Source organism: Rhizobium sp. C1 (genome assembly GCF_021026335.1).
Lineage (GTDB): Bacteria > Pseudomonadota > Alphaproteobacteria > Rhizobiales > Rhizobiaceae > Ensifer_A.
Genome location: NZ_JAJNCY010000006.1, coordinates 57,931 through 74,626, shown reverse-complemented (window position 1 = coordinate 74,626; position 16,696 = coordinate 57,931). Strand labels below are relative to the sequence as shown.

Annotated in this window: 16 protein-coding genes; 3 read left to right on the top strand and 13 right to left on the bottom strand. The window is 61.9% G+C overall.

The features are described from left to right. Nucleotides 1-81: 81 nt before the first annotated feature. The 4 genes from LQK83_RS13915 to LQK83_RS13900 all read right to left on the bottom strand — a co-directional run bounded on the left by LQK83_RS13915 (nt 82) and on the right by LQK83_RS13900 (nt 2,871). Nucleotides 82-1,437, bottom strand: coding sequence for an FAD/NAD(P)-binding protein (locus LQK83_RS13915; protein ID WP_230838002.1), 1,356 nt, complete (start codon nt 1,435-1,437; stop codon nt 82-84). A 40-nt stretch (nt 1,438-1,477) separates the two neighbouring features. Beyond that, nucleotides 1,478-1,936, bottom strand: coding sequence for an RrF2 family transcriptional regulator (locus LQK83_RS13910; protein WP_230838001.1), 459 nt, complete (start codon nt 1,934-1,936; stop codon nt 1,478-1,480). 187 nt (nt 1,937-2,123) lie between these two features. Continuing rightward, nucleotides 2,124-2,273, bottom strand: a complete 150-nt coding sequence (locus LQK83_RS13905; protein ID WP_230838000.1) for a hypothetical protein — start codon at nt 2,271-2,273, stop codon at nt 2,124-2,126. Between the two features lie 133 nt (nt 2,274-2,406). Further along, on the bottom strand, nt 2,407-2,871 hold the full coding sequence (locus LQK83_RS13900; protein WP_230837999.1) for an Lrp/AsnC family transcriptional regulator: 465 nt from the start codon (nt 2,869-2,871) through the stop codon (nt 2,407-2,409). A 925-nt stretch (nt 2,872-3,796) separates the two neighbouring features. Between LQK83_RS13900 and LQK83_RS13895 the strand changes: the two genes are divergently transcribed. Then, on the top strand, nt 3,797-4,270 hold the full coding sequence (locus LQK83_RS13895; RefSeq protein ID WP_230837998.1) for a YbaK/EbsC family protein: 474 nt from the start codon (nt 3,797-3,799) through the stop codon (nt 4,268-4,270). Between the two features lie 209 nt (nt 4,271-4,479). Here the strand turns inward: LQK83_RS13895 and LQK83_RS13890 are convergent, their stop codons facing one another. From LQK83_RS13890 to LQK83_RS13875, 4 genes are all read right to left on the bottom strand, one after another. After that, nucleotides 4,480-5,178: a sugar transferase gene (locus LQK83_RS13890; RefSeq protein ID WP_230838239.1), complete on the bottom strand. Its 699-nt coding sequence runs from the start codon at nt 5,176-5,178 to the stop codon at nt 4,480-4,482. Between the two features lie 650 nt (nt 5,179-5,828). Continuing rightward, nucleotides 5,829-7,655, bottom strand: a complete 1,827-nt coding sequence (gene lepA, locus LQK83_RS13885) for a translation elongation factor 4 (protein WP_230837997.1) — start codon at nt 7,653-7,655, stop codon at nt 5,829-5,831. 81 nt (nt 7,656-7,736) lie between these two features. Next, nucleotides 7,737-8,141 carry a DoxX family protein gene (locus LQK83_RS13880; protein WP_230837996.1) on the bottom strand — a complete coding sequence of 135 codons (405 nt, stop codon included), beginning with the start codon at nt 8,139-8,141 and terminating at the stop codon, nt 7,737-7,739. Nucleotides 8,142-8,344: 203 nt separating this feature from the next. Then, nucleotides 8,345-9,412 (bottom strand): alkene reductase, encoded by a 1,068-nt coding sequence (locus LQK83_RS13875; RefSeq protein ID WP_230837995.1) that lies wholly within the window; start codon nt 9,410-9,412, stop codon nt 8,345-8,347. A 139-nt stretch (nt 9,413-9,551) separates the two neighbouring features. Between LQK83_RS13875 and LQK83_RS13870 the strand changes: the two genes are divergently transcribed. Next, the gene (locus LQK83_RS13870) at nt 9,552-10,442 is read left to right on the top strand and encodes a LysR family transcriptional regulator (RefSeq protein WP_230837994.1); all 891 of its coding nucleotides are present in this window, start codon (nt 9,552-9,554) and stop codon (nt 10,440-10,442) included. 46 nt (nt 10,443-10,488) lie between these two features. Here LQK83_RS13870 and LQK83_RS13865 read toward each other — a convergent pair whose 3' ends face one another. Next, nucleotides 10,489-11,352 carry a carbon-nitrogen hydrolase family protein gene (locus tag LQK83_RS13865; protein ID WP_230837993.1) on the bottom strand — a complete coding sequence of 288 codons (864 nt, stop codon included), beginning with the start codon at nt 11,350-11,352 and terminating at the stop codon, nt 10,489-10,491. 48 nt (nt 11,353-11,400) lie between these two features. Next, nucleotides 11,401-11,991 (bottom strand): GNAT family N-acetyltransferase, encoded by a 591-nt coding sequence (locus LQK83_RS13860; protein ID WP_230837992.1) that lies wholly within the window; start codon nt 11,989-11,991, stop codon nt 11,401-11,403. 121 nt (nt 11,992-12,112) lie between these two features. On the opposite strand from LQK83_RS13860, the gene LQK83_RS13855 reads away from it, so the two are divergent. Continuing rightward, nucleotides 12,113-12,514 (top strand): ketosteroid isomerase-related protein, encoded by a 402-nt coding sequence (locus tag LQK83_RS13855; RefSeq protein WP_230837991.1) that lies wholly within the window; start codon nt 12,113-12,115, stop codon nt 12,512-12,514. A gap of 80 nt (nt 12,515-12,594) precedes the next feature. On the opposite strand, the gene LQK83_RS13850 is transcribed toward LQK83_RS13855, so the two are convergent. From LQK83_RS13850 to LQK83_RS13840, 3 genes are all read right to left on the bottom strand, one after another. After that, on the bottom strand, nt 12,595-13,596 hold the full coding sequence (locus tag LQK83_RS13850; RefSeq protein ID WP_230837990.1) for a 4-hydroxyproline epimerase: 1,002 nt from the start codon (nt 13,594-13,596) through the stop codon (nt 12,595-12,597). A gap of 17 nt (nt 13,597-13,613) precedes the next feature. After that, entirely contained in the window at nt 13,614-14,846 is a 1,233-nt protein-coding gene (locus tag LQK83_RS13845) for an NAD(P)/FAD-dependent oxidoreductase (protein ID WP_230837989.1), read from the bottom strand. A gap of 978 nt (nt 14,847-15,824) precedes the next feature. Continuing rightward, complete coding sequence (locus tag LQK83_RS13840) at nt 15,825-16,682, bottom strand: hypothetical protein (RefSeq protein ID WP_230837988.1); 858 nt, start codon at nt 16,680-16,682, stop codon at nt 15,825-15,827. Nucleotides 16,683-16,696: the final 14 nt, after the last annotated feature.

The following is a 16,696-nucleotide window of genomic DNA, read 5'->3' as shown; positions in this document are numbered from 1 at the left end:
ACAATGACGTTTCCAGAAGCCGCGCTGCGGCTCCCGGATCGATGTCGGGGTATGAGCACTCGCGGCTGGCTCGAAAGAGGATCAGGGCAGCCGGGCCAATGAGCCGCGCGCGGCCAGCCGCCCACCGGAGGCGATCCTCTCAGCGATCAGGCGGGCCTGTTCGCGGATATCGGGAACCGCGATGGATTCCCAGAAGGTGCCGAGCGTCACCGGACCGATCCCGAAAATACGCGAGGATGCCTCGCCTTCCCTGTTCACCAGAGCGCAGGCGCGGTCGAATTCCAGACCGAGGCCGAGCCTTACCAGGCGAGCGGCGCCGGTTTCGACCAGAGCGCCGGCGAGACCCGGCAAATCCTGGTCCCCACGCCGCCGTACGCCCCGGCAATCATAGATGATGTCGGCCTTGAAGGGACCGGGCTCATCCCAGCCGGGCCGGAGAATGTCGGCAAACAGGCGTTCGCCGTGGCGTGTGGCAGAGATAAACCTGCCCTTCACGATCTCGAGCTGCCCCGAAGCCAGAACCTCGTCAATCCGCTCCGCCTGTGCCGGCGGCATGCGGTGGCGGTGAACATCCCAGAAGGCGGCCGCATGGCGCAGGAAACGCTGGCGCGATTCCATCGGCAGGTTCTTCCAGACCGTCTGGATATGCGGACGCATGCCGTCCATGACGTCGCGCCAGTCGCCGCCGCCGCGGACATGGGTGCGCACCAGATCGGTCAGCCAGCGGCTGAGATAATGGATGCTGGCGCCAAGCGGGATATCGGCAGTGGACAACTGCAAAGGGCGGTGCAGCGCATGTCTCTGCGGCAGCAGACCCCGGCGCGACACGGCCACGATCTTGCCGCGATGGCCCTGATCGAGAAGCGAGAGCACCGTGTCGACCATGGTCAGGCCGGTTCCGACGATGAGGACGCGGGCGTCCTTGTCGACCGGCAGCGGATCGGTCCACGGATTGGAGAGCACACCTTCGCCATCGCTCTGCAGGCCGAACCCGGTTGCCATGACGGCGAAATGCGCCGGCAGGGAGGACCCGTCGGCCAGCGTTACCTCGACCCCGTTTTCGAGTTCACGCATGCCGGTACAGGCCTGCGGCAAAATGCGGAGCCTGCCAACCGGCGCGGTCTCGCGCAGTGCCGCCTCGAGATATTCGCCATAGATGCCGCGCGGCACGAAGGGGCCGTTGCGGGTGAGATCGGGATGATGGATCGCCAGCCAGCGATCGAAATGGTCGGGCGTGCCGGAAAAGGCGCTCAGCTGCGCGGAGCGGACATTGAACAGATGCGACGGGTTGGTCGTCGAATAGGCCAGCCCCTTGCCGATCTCTCCGCTTGCCTCGACCAGTGTGACGCGCAGGGCGCCATCGCCAAGACGGAAGAGATTGGCGGCCATGATGGCCCCGCTCGCTCCGCCGCCTGCTATCACGATGTGATGCGTCATTTCCGCCTCCCGGGTTGGAGCGGAAACCGGAAGGCCCCGCTCAGGATATTTCCAGAAACTCGTCTTCCTCGAGGCTGGCCGCCTCGACCATGGACCGCATGTCGGCCAGTGATTTCGTGTCGAGCACCGAGGCGATCGCCTCGCGCACTTCCAGCATCGACAGGCGCACCGGGCAGGTCGCCTCGTCGGCGCAATCGCGGCAGCGATGATAGGCCGTGCGGCTGGCGCAGCTGATCGGCGCGAGCGGCCCGTCGAGAACCCTCAGCGCATGGCCCACCATGATCTCTTCGGGACGATAGGCCAGCCGATAGCCGCCGGCGCGTCCCTTTCGCGTTTCCACGAAGCCGCCGTTGCGCAGATCCGCCAGGATCGCGTCGAGAAACTTCTTCGACATGCCATATGTCTCGGCAATCTCCACCGACTGGGCGACCGTCCCTTCCGGGATGCCCGACAGATAGTGAAGCGCCTTCAAACCATATTTGCCCTTCATGGTGAGCATCGGTCTGCAAATCCTTATCGCGACCAGGTCCCGGGCGCATCTTGTACGCCCGACTGCCGCCTTCCATCACACGCGTATCGAACTCGTTCATCGCAGGGTCTCCGCCGATTTCTCGACTGTCCGGCGATGTTGCGGCCCTGGGTGCGCGCATCGCTCCTGCGATCCGCCACACCCTCTTCGCAGCCCGTCAGTAAAACGCACCGGGCTTCAGAACTAGAACCGCAACCACGCCATAGGCAGCCAGGAATGCCATCCAGCCCAAGACCCGCCCGAAGGCCGCCCCGCCGGAATACTGACTCATCTTGATATGCGAATTCGTCGTCTGTCTTGTCGTCACGGCAATCTCCCTTTCAGGGGTTGAGTGCTGTTTTGAACAGAAGATAGTCTAGTCCGTTTGTAGACTTTGTAAATTCTCTTTCTAGCGACTGAAGGAGAAAATTCATCTCCTTTGGGGCGAAATCGCGGCAGGCTCAGCGATGGACCGTGTCTACCGGATAGGCGGTCGTGCTCTTGATGCGCTCCATGGCGAAGTGCGAGGTGACGTTTTTCAGTGCCACGGCCTCCGTCAGCCGGCGGTAAAATGCGTCGAAGGATGCCATGTCGGCGACGGCCACCTTGAGCATGTAATCGATCTCGCCGGCCATCCGGTGAATTTCCATGACTTCCGGCATGGCGCCGATCGTCTCGGAGAAATTGTCGCGCCAGGCCGGACTGTGATCGGCAGCCTCGATGGCGACGAAAACCGTCAGTCCCAGCCCGACAGCCTCCGGCGAGACGAGCGCAACGCGGCGCAGGATGATCCCACTCTGCTCCAGCTTCTGGATACGCTTCCAGCAAGGCGTTTGCGACAAGGCCACCTGCTCGGCGATCTGGGCGACGGAAAGCGTCGCGTCTTTTTGAAGGGCGGCTATGATCTTGCGGTCGATCAGGTCCATCTACGTCTCCCGGCGCCCAGGGGCCGGGCTCAACCCGGCATTCTCGGCCTTAATTGTGTCACGCCATGCAGAGCGATACGCCGCGTGGATAACCCCGCCTTGCTCCTCTCAAGCCGGCGGCGCTTCGGTGGCCCGGCTCGCAGACAGAATAGCCATATTGTCTATAATCTTAGTAGATTAATTTGATCTCGAAAGCCGGAGCTTTGTGAAATATTCGTCTCCCCTATGACCGTTTCGGGAGAAAGACATGGTTCATGAGGCCGCCCGCGCGTCATCATCGGCGCGGCACAAGACCGGCCGGATCACGCACGCCTCGAGGTCACGGATTTAACCGCCGCTGTTCGTTAGCATCGCATCAAGAAACGCCGCCGCCTGCACCTGTCATTTGCCATTAACACTTCGTTAACAAGTTGAATGGGGGCTTTTATCCAATATTGACTTGCCATTCATTGCGCAAGCTACAGACAAGCGACAGGAAATATTGTGATAGGCGCAATATGACAATGATGTCATCAAAGGAATGAGCAATGATTGTTCTTGGAATGAGCGCGACGCTTATCGCCACCTTCACACTGGCCGCGTTTGCCCTTCAGCTTTGCATCGATAGCGGAAAGACGGTGGAGGTTGATCCGGTCTTCTGACAGACCGGCCAGGAACAGGCCGGCACACCCGGCAGAGATCCTCGCGCAGAGTTCAAGTCTTCATCCTGCCGGAGCGCTTCACGGCCGAGGCAGGAAGCGCATTCGCGCAGAAGCCTTTTGCAAAACAGAGAGATAGAGCCTGCCTTTCGGGACCCCGTTCGCCTTGGCTGGCATCAACCCCGGCGGCTTTCGCGGAGCAGGGTCCACGCCCTGCCCGTCTTGACTCCATCCGCCCGGCTCATGAAAGTGCCGGCCATCTGCAGTGCAAGGCCAGGCCGTATTTCATGAGCATCCAGTCCGTCAAAGACTTCTTCGCGTCCCACGCCCCTGACATTTCCGTTATCGAACTGGAGACGAGCACCGCCACCGTCGCGCTGGCTGCTGAGGGGCATGGCGTGGTGCCGGGACAGATCGCCAAGACATTGGCGTTTCGCACCGACGAAGGCGTCATTCTGATCGTCACACGCGGCGATGCTCGAATTGACAACAAGAGATTCAAGAGCCTGTTCGGCGGAAAGCCGCGCATGCTGCCGCTGGAGGAGGTGGAGGCCGAGACGTCGCACCCGGTCGGCGGCGTCTGCCCCTTTGGCCTGCCGAGCGCCATTCCCGTCTATTGCGACGTGTCGCTGCGGGCCTATGAAGAGGTGGTTCCGGCCGCCGGCGCCATCAACGCCGCCGTCAGAATACCGCCGGAGCGGATGGCGCAGTTGACCGGGGCGCAGTGGATCGACGTCTGCCAGGAAATCCCCGCCGCCTGATGGCATCTCGGATCAAATGGGGATCACGTGCACCGCTCCATGCGCCTGTTTCAACGCAAGAGCCGCCACGGACGCAAACCCGCAGCGCGTATTCGTGCCGGACGCTCTGGAGCATTTCCGGTCAAAACCGGATCACCCGAAATACTCTATCTATTTGTTTTTACGCAATTCCGAACGGAAAACCGGTTCCCACTTTTCCTGGAATTGCTCTAGAAGCCCGAACCGCCGAACACCTCGGTGCGCAGCGTCCCATAGAGGATGCTGATATCGAGCATAAGAGAATAGTTCTCGACGTAATGGAGATCGGCAACGGCGCGGGCGCGCGACTTGCTCGCGAGAACCGTCGGGCCTCGCAAACCACGCATCTGGGCGAGCCCGGTAATGCCGGGACGCATGCGGTGACGCTTGTGATATTCCGGCACGAGCTCTTCATATAGCATTCCGGCCGCCTTCATTCCGATGGCATGCGGACGCGGACCAACGAGCGACATGTCGCCCTTGAGAACATTGAAGAGCTGCGGCAGCTCATCCAGATTGGTCCGGCGCAGGATCGCGCCCAGCGGCGTAATCCGGTGATCGCCGTCCCGTGTCTGCTCGACGCCGGTGTGATCGGAAAGATCGGCATACATCGTGCGGAACTTGAAGATCCTGATCTTGCTGCAATCCTTGCCCCAGCGAAGTTGCGAGAACACGGCAGGACCGGGACTGGTCAGCCGGATGGCAAGCGCAATCAAGAGCAAAAGAGGCAGGAGAACAACAAGGGCGCCGCTGGAAAGCACGATATCCATGCCGCGTTTCAGAGCGAGCTGAACCCGCTTTTCATCAACGCGCTTCTGCCCGAGACGGTCAACTCTCCGATGAGAGACAGCATGCGCCGACCTATCATGACATGCGCTTTCGCGACGCATGAAACCCAAGTCGTTGACTCTCATCTGAAAATCCCAGCCCGAAATAAACCACTGATAATGGAATTGTTCGGCAAACGCCCCCACAAGGCACCTGTCATAGCGGAAAGAGCCCCGTTTTGACAAGATTTTTTTACACTTGGTTAACCTTATTCTTTCAATTTTCTTCAAGCCTTAGGTTTTTCTCCGGCGATGTTGCGGAAGAGAAAAAAGACAGAGGCTATAATATATTTTTGTTCGGCTCTTTATTCTTGAGATAAACAAGAAACAAAAATCAGAAAAAACCGGAAACGCCACAGAGATTTCAACGTAAAGCCTCTCGGAATTTGGCGGCAGCGCGATTCTTACACACGAAATAATGTAAATTTCATATGTATACCTTATGAAATTGCCCAACTGATACAGTCCGGCGGCCGAACGATTTCTCGCGTCATTTCAGTCCGGATTTCTCAGCGCTCATTGACCGAGCCAAATCCGGGCACCGCACCACACGATGTCTGAAGCAAGAGGGCCCGGTTTATTGTCCCAAATTGGATCAATGAGCCCTGTGGGACGCATCTCGGGACGACATCATGAAGCGTGATCAGCCACAGGCTCGCCGCTGCCGAACCCGGCAGGAGCGCGACACGGCAATATCAGCGTAACGAGACGGCTCAGTTCTCTTCCATCTTGAGCGCCGCGATGAACGCTTCCTGCGGGATCTCGACCTTGCCGAACTGCCGCATGCGCTTCTTGCCTTCCTTCTGCTTTTCCAGAAGCTTGCGCTTGCGGGTGGCGTCGCCGCCATAGCACTTGGCGGTCACGTCTTTGCGCAGCGCGCGGACGGTTTCGCGGGCAATGACCTTGCCTCCGATGGCGGCCTGGATCGGGATCTGGAACATGTGCGGCGGGATGAGCTCCTTCAGCTTCTCGCACATGGCGCGGCCGCGCCGGTCGGCGGCGGAGCGGTGGACGAGGATGGAGAGCGCATCGACCGGGTCGCCATTGACCAGGATGTTGAGCTTGACGAGATCGCCCTCGCGATAGTCCGCGAGATTGTAGTCGAAGGAGGCATAGCCCTTGGAGATCGACTTCAGGCGATCGTAGAAGTCGAAGACGACTTCGTTGAGCGGCAGTTCATAGGACACCATGGCGCGGGTGCCGACATAGGAGAGGTCGGTCTGGATGCCGCGCCGATCCTGGCAGAGCTTGAGGATCGAGCCGAGATAGTCGTCCGGCGTCATGATCGTCGCCTTGATCCAGGGCTCATGGATCTCGTCGATCTTGACGACATCCGGCATGTCGGCCGGATTGTGCAGCTCGCGCTCGGTGCCGTCCGTCATGCGGATCTTGTAGACGACCGACGGGGCAGTTGCCACGAGATCGAGATTGAATTCGCGTTCCAGACGCTCCTGGATGATTTCCAAATGCAGCAGGCCGAGGAAGCCGCAGCGGAAGCCGAAGCCGAGAGCGGCCGAGGATTCCATTTCGAACGAGAAGGACGCATCGTTGAGGCGCAGCTTGCCCATGGCAGCGCGCAGATCTTCAAAGTCCGCCGCATCGACCGGGAAGAGGCCGCAGAACACCACCGGCTGGGCCGGCTTGAAGCCTGGCAGGGCCTTGTCGGTCGGGCGTTTGTCTTCGGTGATCGTATCGCCGACGCGGGTGTCAGCCACTTCCTTGATCGAGGCCGTGATGAAGCCGATCTCGCCGGGGCCGAGTTCCTCGACATTGACCATCTTCGGCGTGATGACGCCGACGCGCTCGACGCCATACTTGGCGTCCGTGCCCATCATGCGGATCGTCATGCCCTTGCGCAGCACACCGTCGAGGATGCGCACCAGAACGATGACGCCGAGATAGGTGTCGTACCAGCTGTCGACCAGCAGGGCTTTCAGCGGCGCATCCGCGCCCTTTTCGCTCTTCGGCGCAGGCAGCTTGTGGACGATGGCTTCGAGAACGTCGGGAATGCCCAAGCCCGTCTTGGCCGAAATCAGCACGGCCTCGGAGGCGTCGATGCCGATCACTTCCTCGATCTGTTCCTTCACGCGGTCGGGCTCTGCCGCCGGCAGGTCGACCTTGTTGAGAACCGTGACGATCTCGTGATTGTTGTCGATGGCCTGATAGACGTTGGCGAGCGTCTGGGCTTCCACGCCCTGAGACGCGTCGACGACCAGAAGCGAGCCTTCGCAGGCCGAGAGCGAGCGCGAGACTTCATAGGTGAAGTCGACGTGGCCGGGTGTGTCGATGAGGTTGAGGATGTAGTCCTCGCCATTGTTGGCCTTGTAGTTCAGACGCACCGTCTGGGCCTTGATGGTGATGCCGCGTTCCTTCTCGATATCCATGTTATCGAGAACCTGTTCCGACATTTCGCGCGCTTCCAGGCCGCCGCAGGTCTGGATCAGGCGGTCGGCCAGTGTCGATTTCCCATGGTCGATATGGGCGACGATGGAGAAGTTGCGGATATGGTCGAGGGGGATGCGGGTCGAATCTGTGCTCATGGTCCGGCCATATAGCAGCGGTCCAGACCCTGGAAAAGCGGAATCATAGGGCTTTGCGTGGTTAATGAGGGCTTGGCACCCTCAATTTTCGCCCGTCAGGCGCCGGAGGGGCAGAATGGAACGGATGCGGGCATCGCGCAGCCACAGGCCGCCCCACATGAAGGCGGCCAGATAGACGCTGAAGAGGATATGCGAGAAGAGCGGACTTTCCGCCCGCACCTGCGTGGCAATCGCGCCGCCGAAGAGGCCGGTCATGATGACCGCGCCGAGCAGGCTGGTGGCCGGGATGACGTAGAGGACCGTGCCGGCAAGCTCGATCAGACCGATCATCAGCACATAGCCATGCGGCCAGCCCAGTGCGGTCAAGGTTTCCTCGGCCACCGCCATGCCAAACAGCTTGGGCGCGACGGAGGCTCCCAACATGAAGAGCACGAAGAGCGCGCTCAAGGCCCGCCCGGTCCAGATCATCCAAGACTTGCCTTGCATGCGAACGCCCCCTTGCCCGCTTGATTGATGTCAACCTTAATCGAACACATTGGCGGCCGGCAAGCACGGACCGAGGGCTGACCGCACAACGGCTGCGGACTGGCGATTGCGACGAACCGGAGCTGCGCCCACCGCCGTTGCCCTTGGGAGGCCAGATGACACAAGAGGCCTGGCGAGCATTGTTCTCCCGCCAGGCCTCGGCTTCACGCAGCGTCGATGACCGGGTAATCGGTGTAACCTTCCGCACCGCCGCCGGCGTAGAAGAAGGCACGGTTCGGCTCGTTGAGCGGCGCACCGGTCTTGAGGCGCTGCACGAGGTCGGGATTGGCAAGCGCCATGGCGCCCAGCGCCTCGATATCCGCACGGCCTGCGGCCACGTCGGCGCCGATCTGATCGCGCGGACGACCGGGCCGGTTGAGGACGAGTGTGCCGCCAAAGGCGCGGCGGATTTCGTCCAGAAACGCATCGCTGCGAACATGGAGGATATGAAGATAGGCGAGGTTCATCTTGCCGAGTTCAGCCGCCAGATAGCGATAGAGATCGTCATTGACCTCCCCTTCTGCGATGCCGCCCGTCGGCACGCCGGGCGAGAGGCGGATTGCCGTCTTTTCCGGGCCGATGGCGTCGGCAACGGCGCGGGTGACTTCGAGGGCAAAGCGCGCCCGGTTCTCCATCGAGCCGCCATAGATGTCGGTCCGCCGGTTGGCGTCGGGTGCCAGGAACTGGTGGACCAGATAGCCGTTAGCACCATGGATCTCGACGCCATCGGCGCCGGCTTCGATCGCCCGCCTGGCCGCATGGGCGAAGTCGGCGATTGTCTGGCGAACCTCTTCCGTTTCCAGCGCACGCGGCTCCGGCACCGGCAGCATGCCGGTCATCGTGAACATGTCCTCGCCGGCCGCGATGGCCGAGGGCGCGACGGGCTGACGGTGATGCGGCGTATTGTCCGGATGCGACCGCCGTCCGACATGCATGAGCTGGATGAACAGGCGTCCACCGCCGGCATGCACCCCGTCCGCGACCTTGCGCCAGCCGGCCACATGCGCATCCGTGTAGATGCCCGGCGTCGCCAGATAGCCCTGCCCGTCATCCGACGGCTGCGTACCTTCGCTGATCAGCAGGCCGAGCGAGGCGCGCTGGGCGTAATATTCGGCTGCAAGATCACCCGGCGTGCCGTCAGGCTTGGCGCGACTGCGGGTCATCGGCGCCATGGCCAGGCGATGCGGCAGCGTGAAGTTTGCCAGTTTGAGAGGGCTCCAGAGATCGGTCATTTTGCTTCTCCTTGCGAAGGTGTTTTGAAACTTGAAGAGTGGGCAACGGCGGGTTGCCTGAAGACAGGCTTCAATTTAATGATCCAAATTCGTTCCGATAGATGGCATATCTGGACGCATCGTCTCACAGGTGGAACAGATGGATCTTCTCGCACTGGCGGATTTTAACCTGGTGGCCCGGCATGGCGGGTTCGGCAAGGCGGCGCGCATGACGGGGCGGCCCAAGGCCACTCTGTCGCGCCGCGTGGCCGATCTCGAAGCCGCACTGGAGTTGCGACTCTTCGAGCGTGGTGCCCGAAAGCTCAAGCTGACCGAAGAGGGCCGGTCACTTTACGAGCGGACCAGCCAATTGCTGACAGAACTGGAAGAGACGGCAAGCTCCATTGCTTCCGGCGGTCAAACGCCCCGCGGACGTCTGCGGATCAGCGCGCCGCTGATGTTTTCGCAGGCGGCGCTGGGCAAGCTCGCGGCGGGATTTATCATGAGATACCCCGACATGCGGGTCGAAATCGTGGTCGAGGACCGTCCGGTGGACATGATCGAGGAGGCCTATGATCTGGTCATCCGGGTCAATCCGGAGCCTGACATCAATCTTGTCGGCCGTCCGTTCCTGCACGACCGGCAGGTCGTCGTGGCGCCGCTCGATTTTGCATGGCCTGCGGAAGGCGCGGAAGTTCCCGCCATCGTTCGCAGCGTGGTCCGCAAGTCCGACACCTGGAAGATGGCAACGCCGGAAGGTCCGCATGCACTTGCGGTCATGCCGGTCCTTGCCATGTCCGCCAACACCATGGTGCGCGATGCCGTGCTGGAAGGCGCCGGCGTAGCGCGCCTGCCGCTTTCGCTGGTCAGCGGCGATCTCGCGGCCGGGCGGCTTGCGCTCTGGGGCGATGTCGAAGGGGCCAATGTTGCGCTCTGGGCGCTCTATCCGTCCCGCCGGCTGCTCAGCGTCCGCGTATCCGCGTTTCTCGACTATCTGAGACAGGCATTTCCACAGGGGACGCCGGAGGAACTTGCTGCCTATCTGCGCTGAACCGGTTCGGCGTGCTGACGTCCGTCCGGCCGAACCTATGGAGCGTCTAGAACTGCTCCGGCCAGTCTCGCCGCGTCGCCACCTGCCCCTCTTCACGCAGCCGGATGACCTCGGCCATGTCGATCTCCGTCACCAGCCAGCTTGAGCTTGCCACATCGTCTTCCGGGCTTTCTGCGAACACGCCTGAGGGGGGCATGCCGTAATCCGGCGGCACATAGAGTGCGGCACGGCCCTTGTTCTCGTCCATGGCGGGCGACCAGGACGCATTGCCGGCGGTGGGTGAGGCCAGCACGGCGATCTGGTTTTCCAGCGCCCGTGCCTGAGCGCCGATGCGGACGCGGTAGCTGCCGGCAAGTGTATCGGTGCAGGAGGGCGCGAGGATGAGGTCGGCGCCCTGTTCGGCCAGCGCGCGGGCCAGCATCGGGAATTCGTTGTCGTAGCAGATGAGGATGCCGAGCTTTCCGATCGGTGTCTCGAAGGTCCTCAGGCCATGAACGCCTGCCGCGATGAACCACTTCTCGCGTTCGAAGCGGGTCATGATCTGCTTGTCCTGCACGCCGATCAGGCCCTGCGGACCGAAGAGGAAGGCGCGGTTGCGGTATTTTCCGTCCGTATCGAGAATCGGGGCGGAGCCGGGCGAGAAGAGGATGTTGTGATTGGCCGCGATCTCGGCGCAGAGCTCAACCCAGCGCGGGATCAGCGGCTGGATGCCGGCAATCGAGCCGTGAAGATCAGAGCGGGCCTCGGCGCCCAGCTGGCCGGCCAGAACCATGGCGGCATATTCGGGCAGAAGCGCCAGTTCCGCGCCCTCACGCGCCGCCTCGCCGACGAGCGTCGTCAGGTGGTGGGCGTATTCGTCCCAGGTGTCGATGAGATCGATGGCATATTGGCAGGCGGCGAGTTTCACCATCGCGGTCGGCATTCCTTGCTTTATTTGATTTTCTGAACGACGGGACGTTCAGAGTTCCTTGATCCAGAAGGACATGGGTTTCGGGCTCTCCTCCGCCTCGTCCAGATCCTGCCAGCTGAACGTCGTGCGCAGATCCGGGCGCGGCAGGTAGCCGCGATTGCGCCAGAACTCGTCGAGCGGCACATAGTCCGCCGGACGGCGCGGATGGTCTTCCGGGCGCTCGACTGCGCAGAAGGTGCAGTGGGTCATGCCGCCGAGGCTTCTGGCATGGTTCTCGCGCTCCTCGATGAAGCGTACGCCGATCCCCCTGCCGCGATAGCCGGATTTGAGGATGGATTCGCCGAAATAGAAGATCGAGTCCGTGTTGTAGCCGAAGACCGTGAAGGGGGCCTTCACCTCGCGGGTCTCGCCCTTCATGGGTGTGCCTGTCGCGGCCCCCACGACCTCGTCGCCGTCGAAGGCGAGCACGAAGATAGAGCCGGGCGAGCGGGCATAGGTGGAGAGATATTTCCGCTCATAGTCCGCCGAGCCCTCGTAGAGATAGGGGAAGGCGCGGAAGACCTCGATGCGCAACCGTGCCACGTCATCGAAATAGGGCACGGCGGCAGGGCCGGAGAACGTCTTGATCGTCAGCGTCATCGTATTTCCTCTCCGGAACAGTTCAGCCTCGTTTTTTGCCCCACCCCAACGCGAAACCGGTTTTCAGGTTCGCCGAAATTGCTCTATATCGCAACCAGCCTTTTGACCTTGGAGTTTATTCATGCAAGCAGCAGACCTCATCGCCGCCTATTACGATGCCTTCAACGCCGGCGACATGGACCGGTTCCTGTCGCTGCTCACCGACGATGTTGCGCATGATATCAACCAGGGCGAACGCCAGACCGGCAGAGACGCCTTCGCCGACTTCATGGCGCATATGAACCGCTGCTACAAGGAACGCCTGACGGACATGGTGATCATGACCAGCACCGATGGCAAGCGGGCATCGGCTGAATTTATCGTCAATGGTCAATATCTTGCCACCGACGAGGGCCTGCCGGAGGCCAACGGCCAGACCTACAAGCTGCCCGCCGGCGCGTTTTTCGACATCCGCGACGGCAAGGTGGCGCGGGTGACGAATTACTACAATCTCAATGACTGGATTGCTCAGGTGGGTGGGTGAGGCTTACGCCTGCGGAGCCCCACTCTCTCCGTCATCCCGGGTCAAGCCCGGTATGAAGGAGAGTCATGAGGAGCGCCGCCTCAGATCACCGTGAACCCATGCGCATAGGGATCACGATCGTCGATGAAGATCGTGTTGAAGCCGGTCTGGCGGGCCCAGCCGCCGACGGAGGGGATGATGCCGTCGCGGTTGCCGACCTTGACGGCGGCTTCGACGCGGCCCTTGAAGAGCGAGCCGATGATGCTTTCATGGATGAAATCATCGCCGACCTTGAGCTTGCCCTTTGCGGCCCATTGCGCCATGCGGGCCGAGGTGCCGGTGCCGCAGGGCGAGCGGTCGATGGCCTTTTCGCCGTAGAAGACGGCGTTGCGGGCGGTGGCTTCGGGGTGCTTCGGGCTACCTGCCCACAGGATATGACGCAGGCCGTTGATCTCCGGGTTTTCCGGATGAACGAACTTGTATTTCTCGTTCAGCGCCTTGCGCAGCTTGGGCGAGAAGCCGACCAGTTCGCCGGCGGTGAAATCGGCGATGTCGCGGAAGCATTGCTGCGGATCGACGATGGCGTAGAAATTGCCGCCATAGGCGACGTCCACCTTGACCTCGCCGAGGCCTTCCACTTCGGCAGTCAGGCCCTCTTCATAGAGAAAGGAGGCGACGTTGGTGAGGCGCACTTCTTCCACGAAGCGGCCTTCCTGCCTGTAGGTCGCGACCACCAGACCGGCCGGGGTATCGAGGCGGAGCACGCCCGGCTCCTTTGGTGTCACAAGCCCGTTTTCGATCGCCATCGTCACCGTGCCGATCGTGCCGTGGCCGCACATAGGCAGGCAGCCGGAGGTCTCGATGAAGAGGACGGCGACATCGCAATCGGGCCGCGTCGGCGGATAGAGGATCGATCCGGACATCATGTCATGGCCGCGCGGCTCGAACATGAGGCCGGTGCGGATCCAGTCATATTCGGCGAGGAAATGCGCGCGCTTTTCGATCATGTTGGCGCCTTCGAGGCGCGGGCCGCCGCCGGCGACGAGACGAACGGGATTGCCGCAGGTGTGGCCGTCGATGCATTGGAATGTGTGATTGGCCATAGTGTCCTCGATCAGGTTCAGAAGCGCTGGGCGCGGAAGGGTTTGACGTCGATGGCAGGTGTCCTGCCCTCGACCAGATCGGCGGCGACTTCCGCCGTGCCCGCCGATTGCGTCAGGCCCAGATGGCCATGGCCGAAGGCATAGACAATAGCAGGCGTGGCCGACGAGGGCGAGATGACCGGCAGGCTATCGGGCATGGACGGCCGGAAGCCCATCCACTGCACGCCGCCTTCGGTCTTCAGCCCCGGCAGGAAGGCCTTTGCCTTCGATAGAAGGAATTCGGCCCGTTTCATGTTGGGTGCGAGCTTCAGCCCGCCCAACTCCACCGCGCCGCCGACACGGACGCCCTCGCCGATCTTGCTGACGACGAAGGCGTGATTGGAGAAAGTGACGTGAGTCTTCAGGTCGAAGGCCCCGGCGGGCAGCGTCGTGTTGTAGCCGCGCTCGGTTTCCAGCGGCACGGCGTCGCCAAGCTCGCGAGTCAATGCTTTCGACCAGGCCCCGCCGGCAATCACGGCGCGGTCATAGATGCCGTCAATGCGGCCACCCTCGACCCAGACGCCGCCCTCTGCGGGACGGACGGCCTTCACGGTCGCGATCTCGATGCGACCACCGGCGGCCCGGAAACGGGCGGCGAGTTCCTCGACCCAAAGCTTCGGATCGGTGACGTTCGACCAGTCGGGCGTGAAGCCGGCATGGGTGAAGCGGGGCGCTATGCCGGGCTGGATCTCGGCGATCTCGCCAGGGCTTTTGAGGAGGCGGAAGCGCACGCCGTGACGCTCGCGCTCGCGCCATTCCGGTTGCGAGGCCTCGAACTGCGCCTCGCCCTCATAGAGCTGCAGCTGGCCCTCGCGGCGGAGGAACGCCTCCATGCCGTGATCCTTCGCCAGCCGCTCCAGCGCGTTGCGCGACTGGGTCATCAGCGAGACCTGGGCAGCGAGCGCCGCCTCATAGCGATCCGGCCAGCTGGCACGCCAGAAGCGCAGCAGCCAGGGGGCAATGTTCAGCGCATAGGCCGGCGGGATGGAGAGCGGGCCCAACGGGTCGAGCAGCCATTTCGGCGCCTTGCGCATGACGCCGGGGGTCGCCAGCGGTGCAACATCGGTGAAGGCAAAGGCTCCAGCATTGCCCTGCGAGGTCGCCGAGGCCACGCCTTCGCGGTCGAAGATCGTCACGTCATGCCCGCGCATGGCCAGTTGCAGGCCGGTGGAGACCCCGATGACCCCTGCTCCGATGATGGCGATTTTCATGACTGCCTGCCGGTGAAATACATTGAGAGCTTCTGTATATTTTTTGTCGACAAGGTTTTCAAGGGGTGAGATTGGGGAGAGGACACGCCAAAACCCTCGGGGAAAAATCTCTCCCGAGTTTGCCTCCGGTTCTATCGCCTCCGCCCCTGTCTCTGGACATCGGCCTCCGGAGAGCCACGCTGACGCGCCGCCCTGATGGGTAGTTTAAAAAATACGGCGGAGCGCCAGCGCGACCCGTCGAGATTGCCGAGGCAGGGGCTCATCCGCCCCTGATCCTCAAACGCGGGCCGCCTCGCTAAACCGCCTGCGGAGGCAGACGGGTTCTCTGGCGCAGCCAGGCCGCCGAGCTATTCGCAGCCCATCGGGGGAGTCGTTTCGAAGGATGTGTCGCATCCATCGCCGCCCGCGCCCCCTGATGACATCCGCCGCACGTTACGAGGGACATCACCAGGCTCTCCTCCCGCCTGAGCCAACCGTCGCTGGTCCATCCGGTGACGGGAGGAGGGTAGGATAAGCGGCGTTGAGAGTGCGGGGAAATGGAGGGATGAATTTTTTCTGCGGGGCTTACGTGAGGCACCTTGGCACCACCTCCAATGCCGTCATGGTCGGGCCTGTCCCGACCATCTGCTGACGAAGCCAAGCAATTGACGGTGCAGCAGAATGTCTTCCGTAGCAGATCCTCGGGACGGGCCCGAGGATGACGGAGGAGAGGATGCGGCCGGGCTAACCTCTTCCCTTGTGGGACAAGAAAATCAGCATCTTAGCCAACGGCTAAATGCCAGATTTTCCAGGTGCGGGAGTAAAGTTGTCCCCGTAGCCCACCGCAAATCCCCCCTCGACCCAAGCTCGCCGCACCAATCGTCTGCGGCTCTTGGGGGGGCATTCTCTTCCAAAGGTGGAGAGGACAGGCGCGGCGGTTTCCCTGCCCGGCGTCATGCGGAACCCTGAACAGGGTCCCGCATCAAGCACGCAATTGCCTCAGAAAGAGAAGCCAAGGCCGGCTTTGAGGGCTACCTGGGAGGTGCGGCTGTCAGGCTCGTAGGTCGAGTCAAGACTGGAGACGGGAGAGCGGCCGTAGCGGAAATTAAGATAATCGACCCCGACATTGGCATGGATCGTGTCGGTGATGGCGCGGTCGATGGAAATGCCGGCCATGTAGATCGCCGCATTGCCGAGATTGTAGGTCTGCGGCGTGAGCGCCGCACCGCCCGAGGTCAGAGACGTGCGCATGCTGGCCGCAAACGTGGAGCCGATCAGGCCGTTGACCGACAGAACCCAGCCGGGGCCGGGCGAAAACTGCACCATTACGCCGCCACCGGCATAGCCGTGAGAATAGTCTTCCTGATAGCCGCCGGGGTTGGTGATCTTGCGGCTCCACTGGCGTGCGCCGAGGCCAAGATAGGGGGTGACCATGAAGTCGTCGCTCATGGCGAAGCCCTTGCCGATGCGGAAATCTTCATTGAAGATCTCGGCCTTGTCGCTCTGGCGCACGTCCCCATACTGGCCATTCATGTAGGAGCCGACATAGTTGCTATTGCCCTTGTTCCAGGACAGCTGCCCGTAGAGGTAAAGGTTCTCGATCGCCAGGTCCGTCATGACCGAACCGGAGAGGGAGAGGCCCGGGGTCCATCCCTTTTCGCTATCCAGGCGTGTCGAGCCGCTGGATTCCAGATAATCCAGATAGGCGCCGCTGACGTTGAAATTGACCTGATTGTTGGCCGTGACGATGTCGCTGCGCGTCGGGCGCAGCACAAGATCGTCAGCCGCGTTGGCGGTCGCTGACGTTGCAATGAAGGCGAGCCCCGTCGCCAGCAGAATTCCAGTTTGTTTCTTCATGTCATCACCCCGAG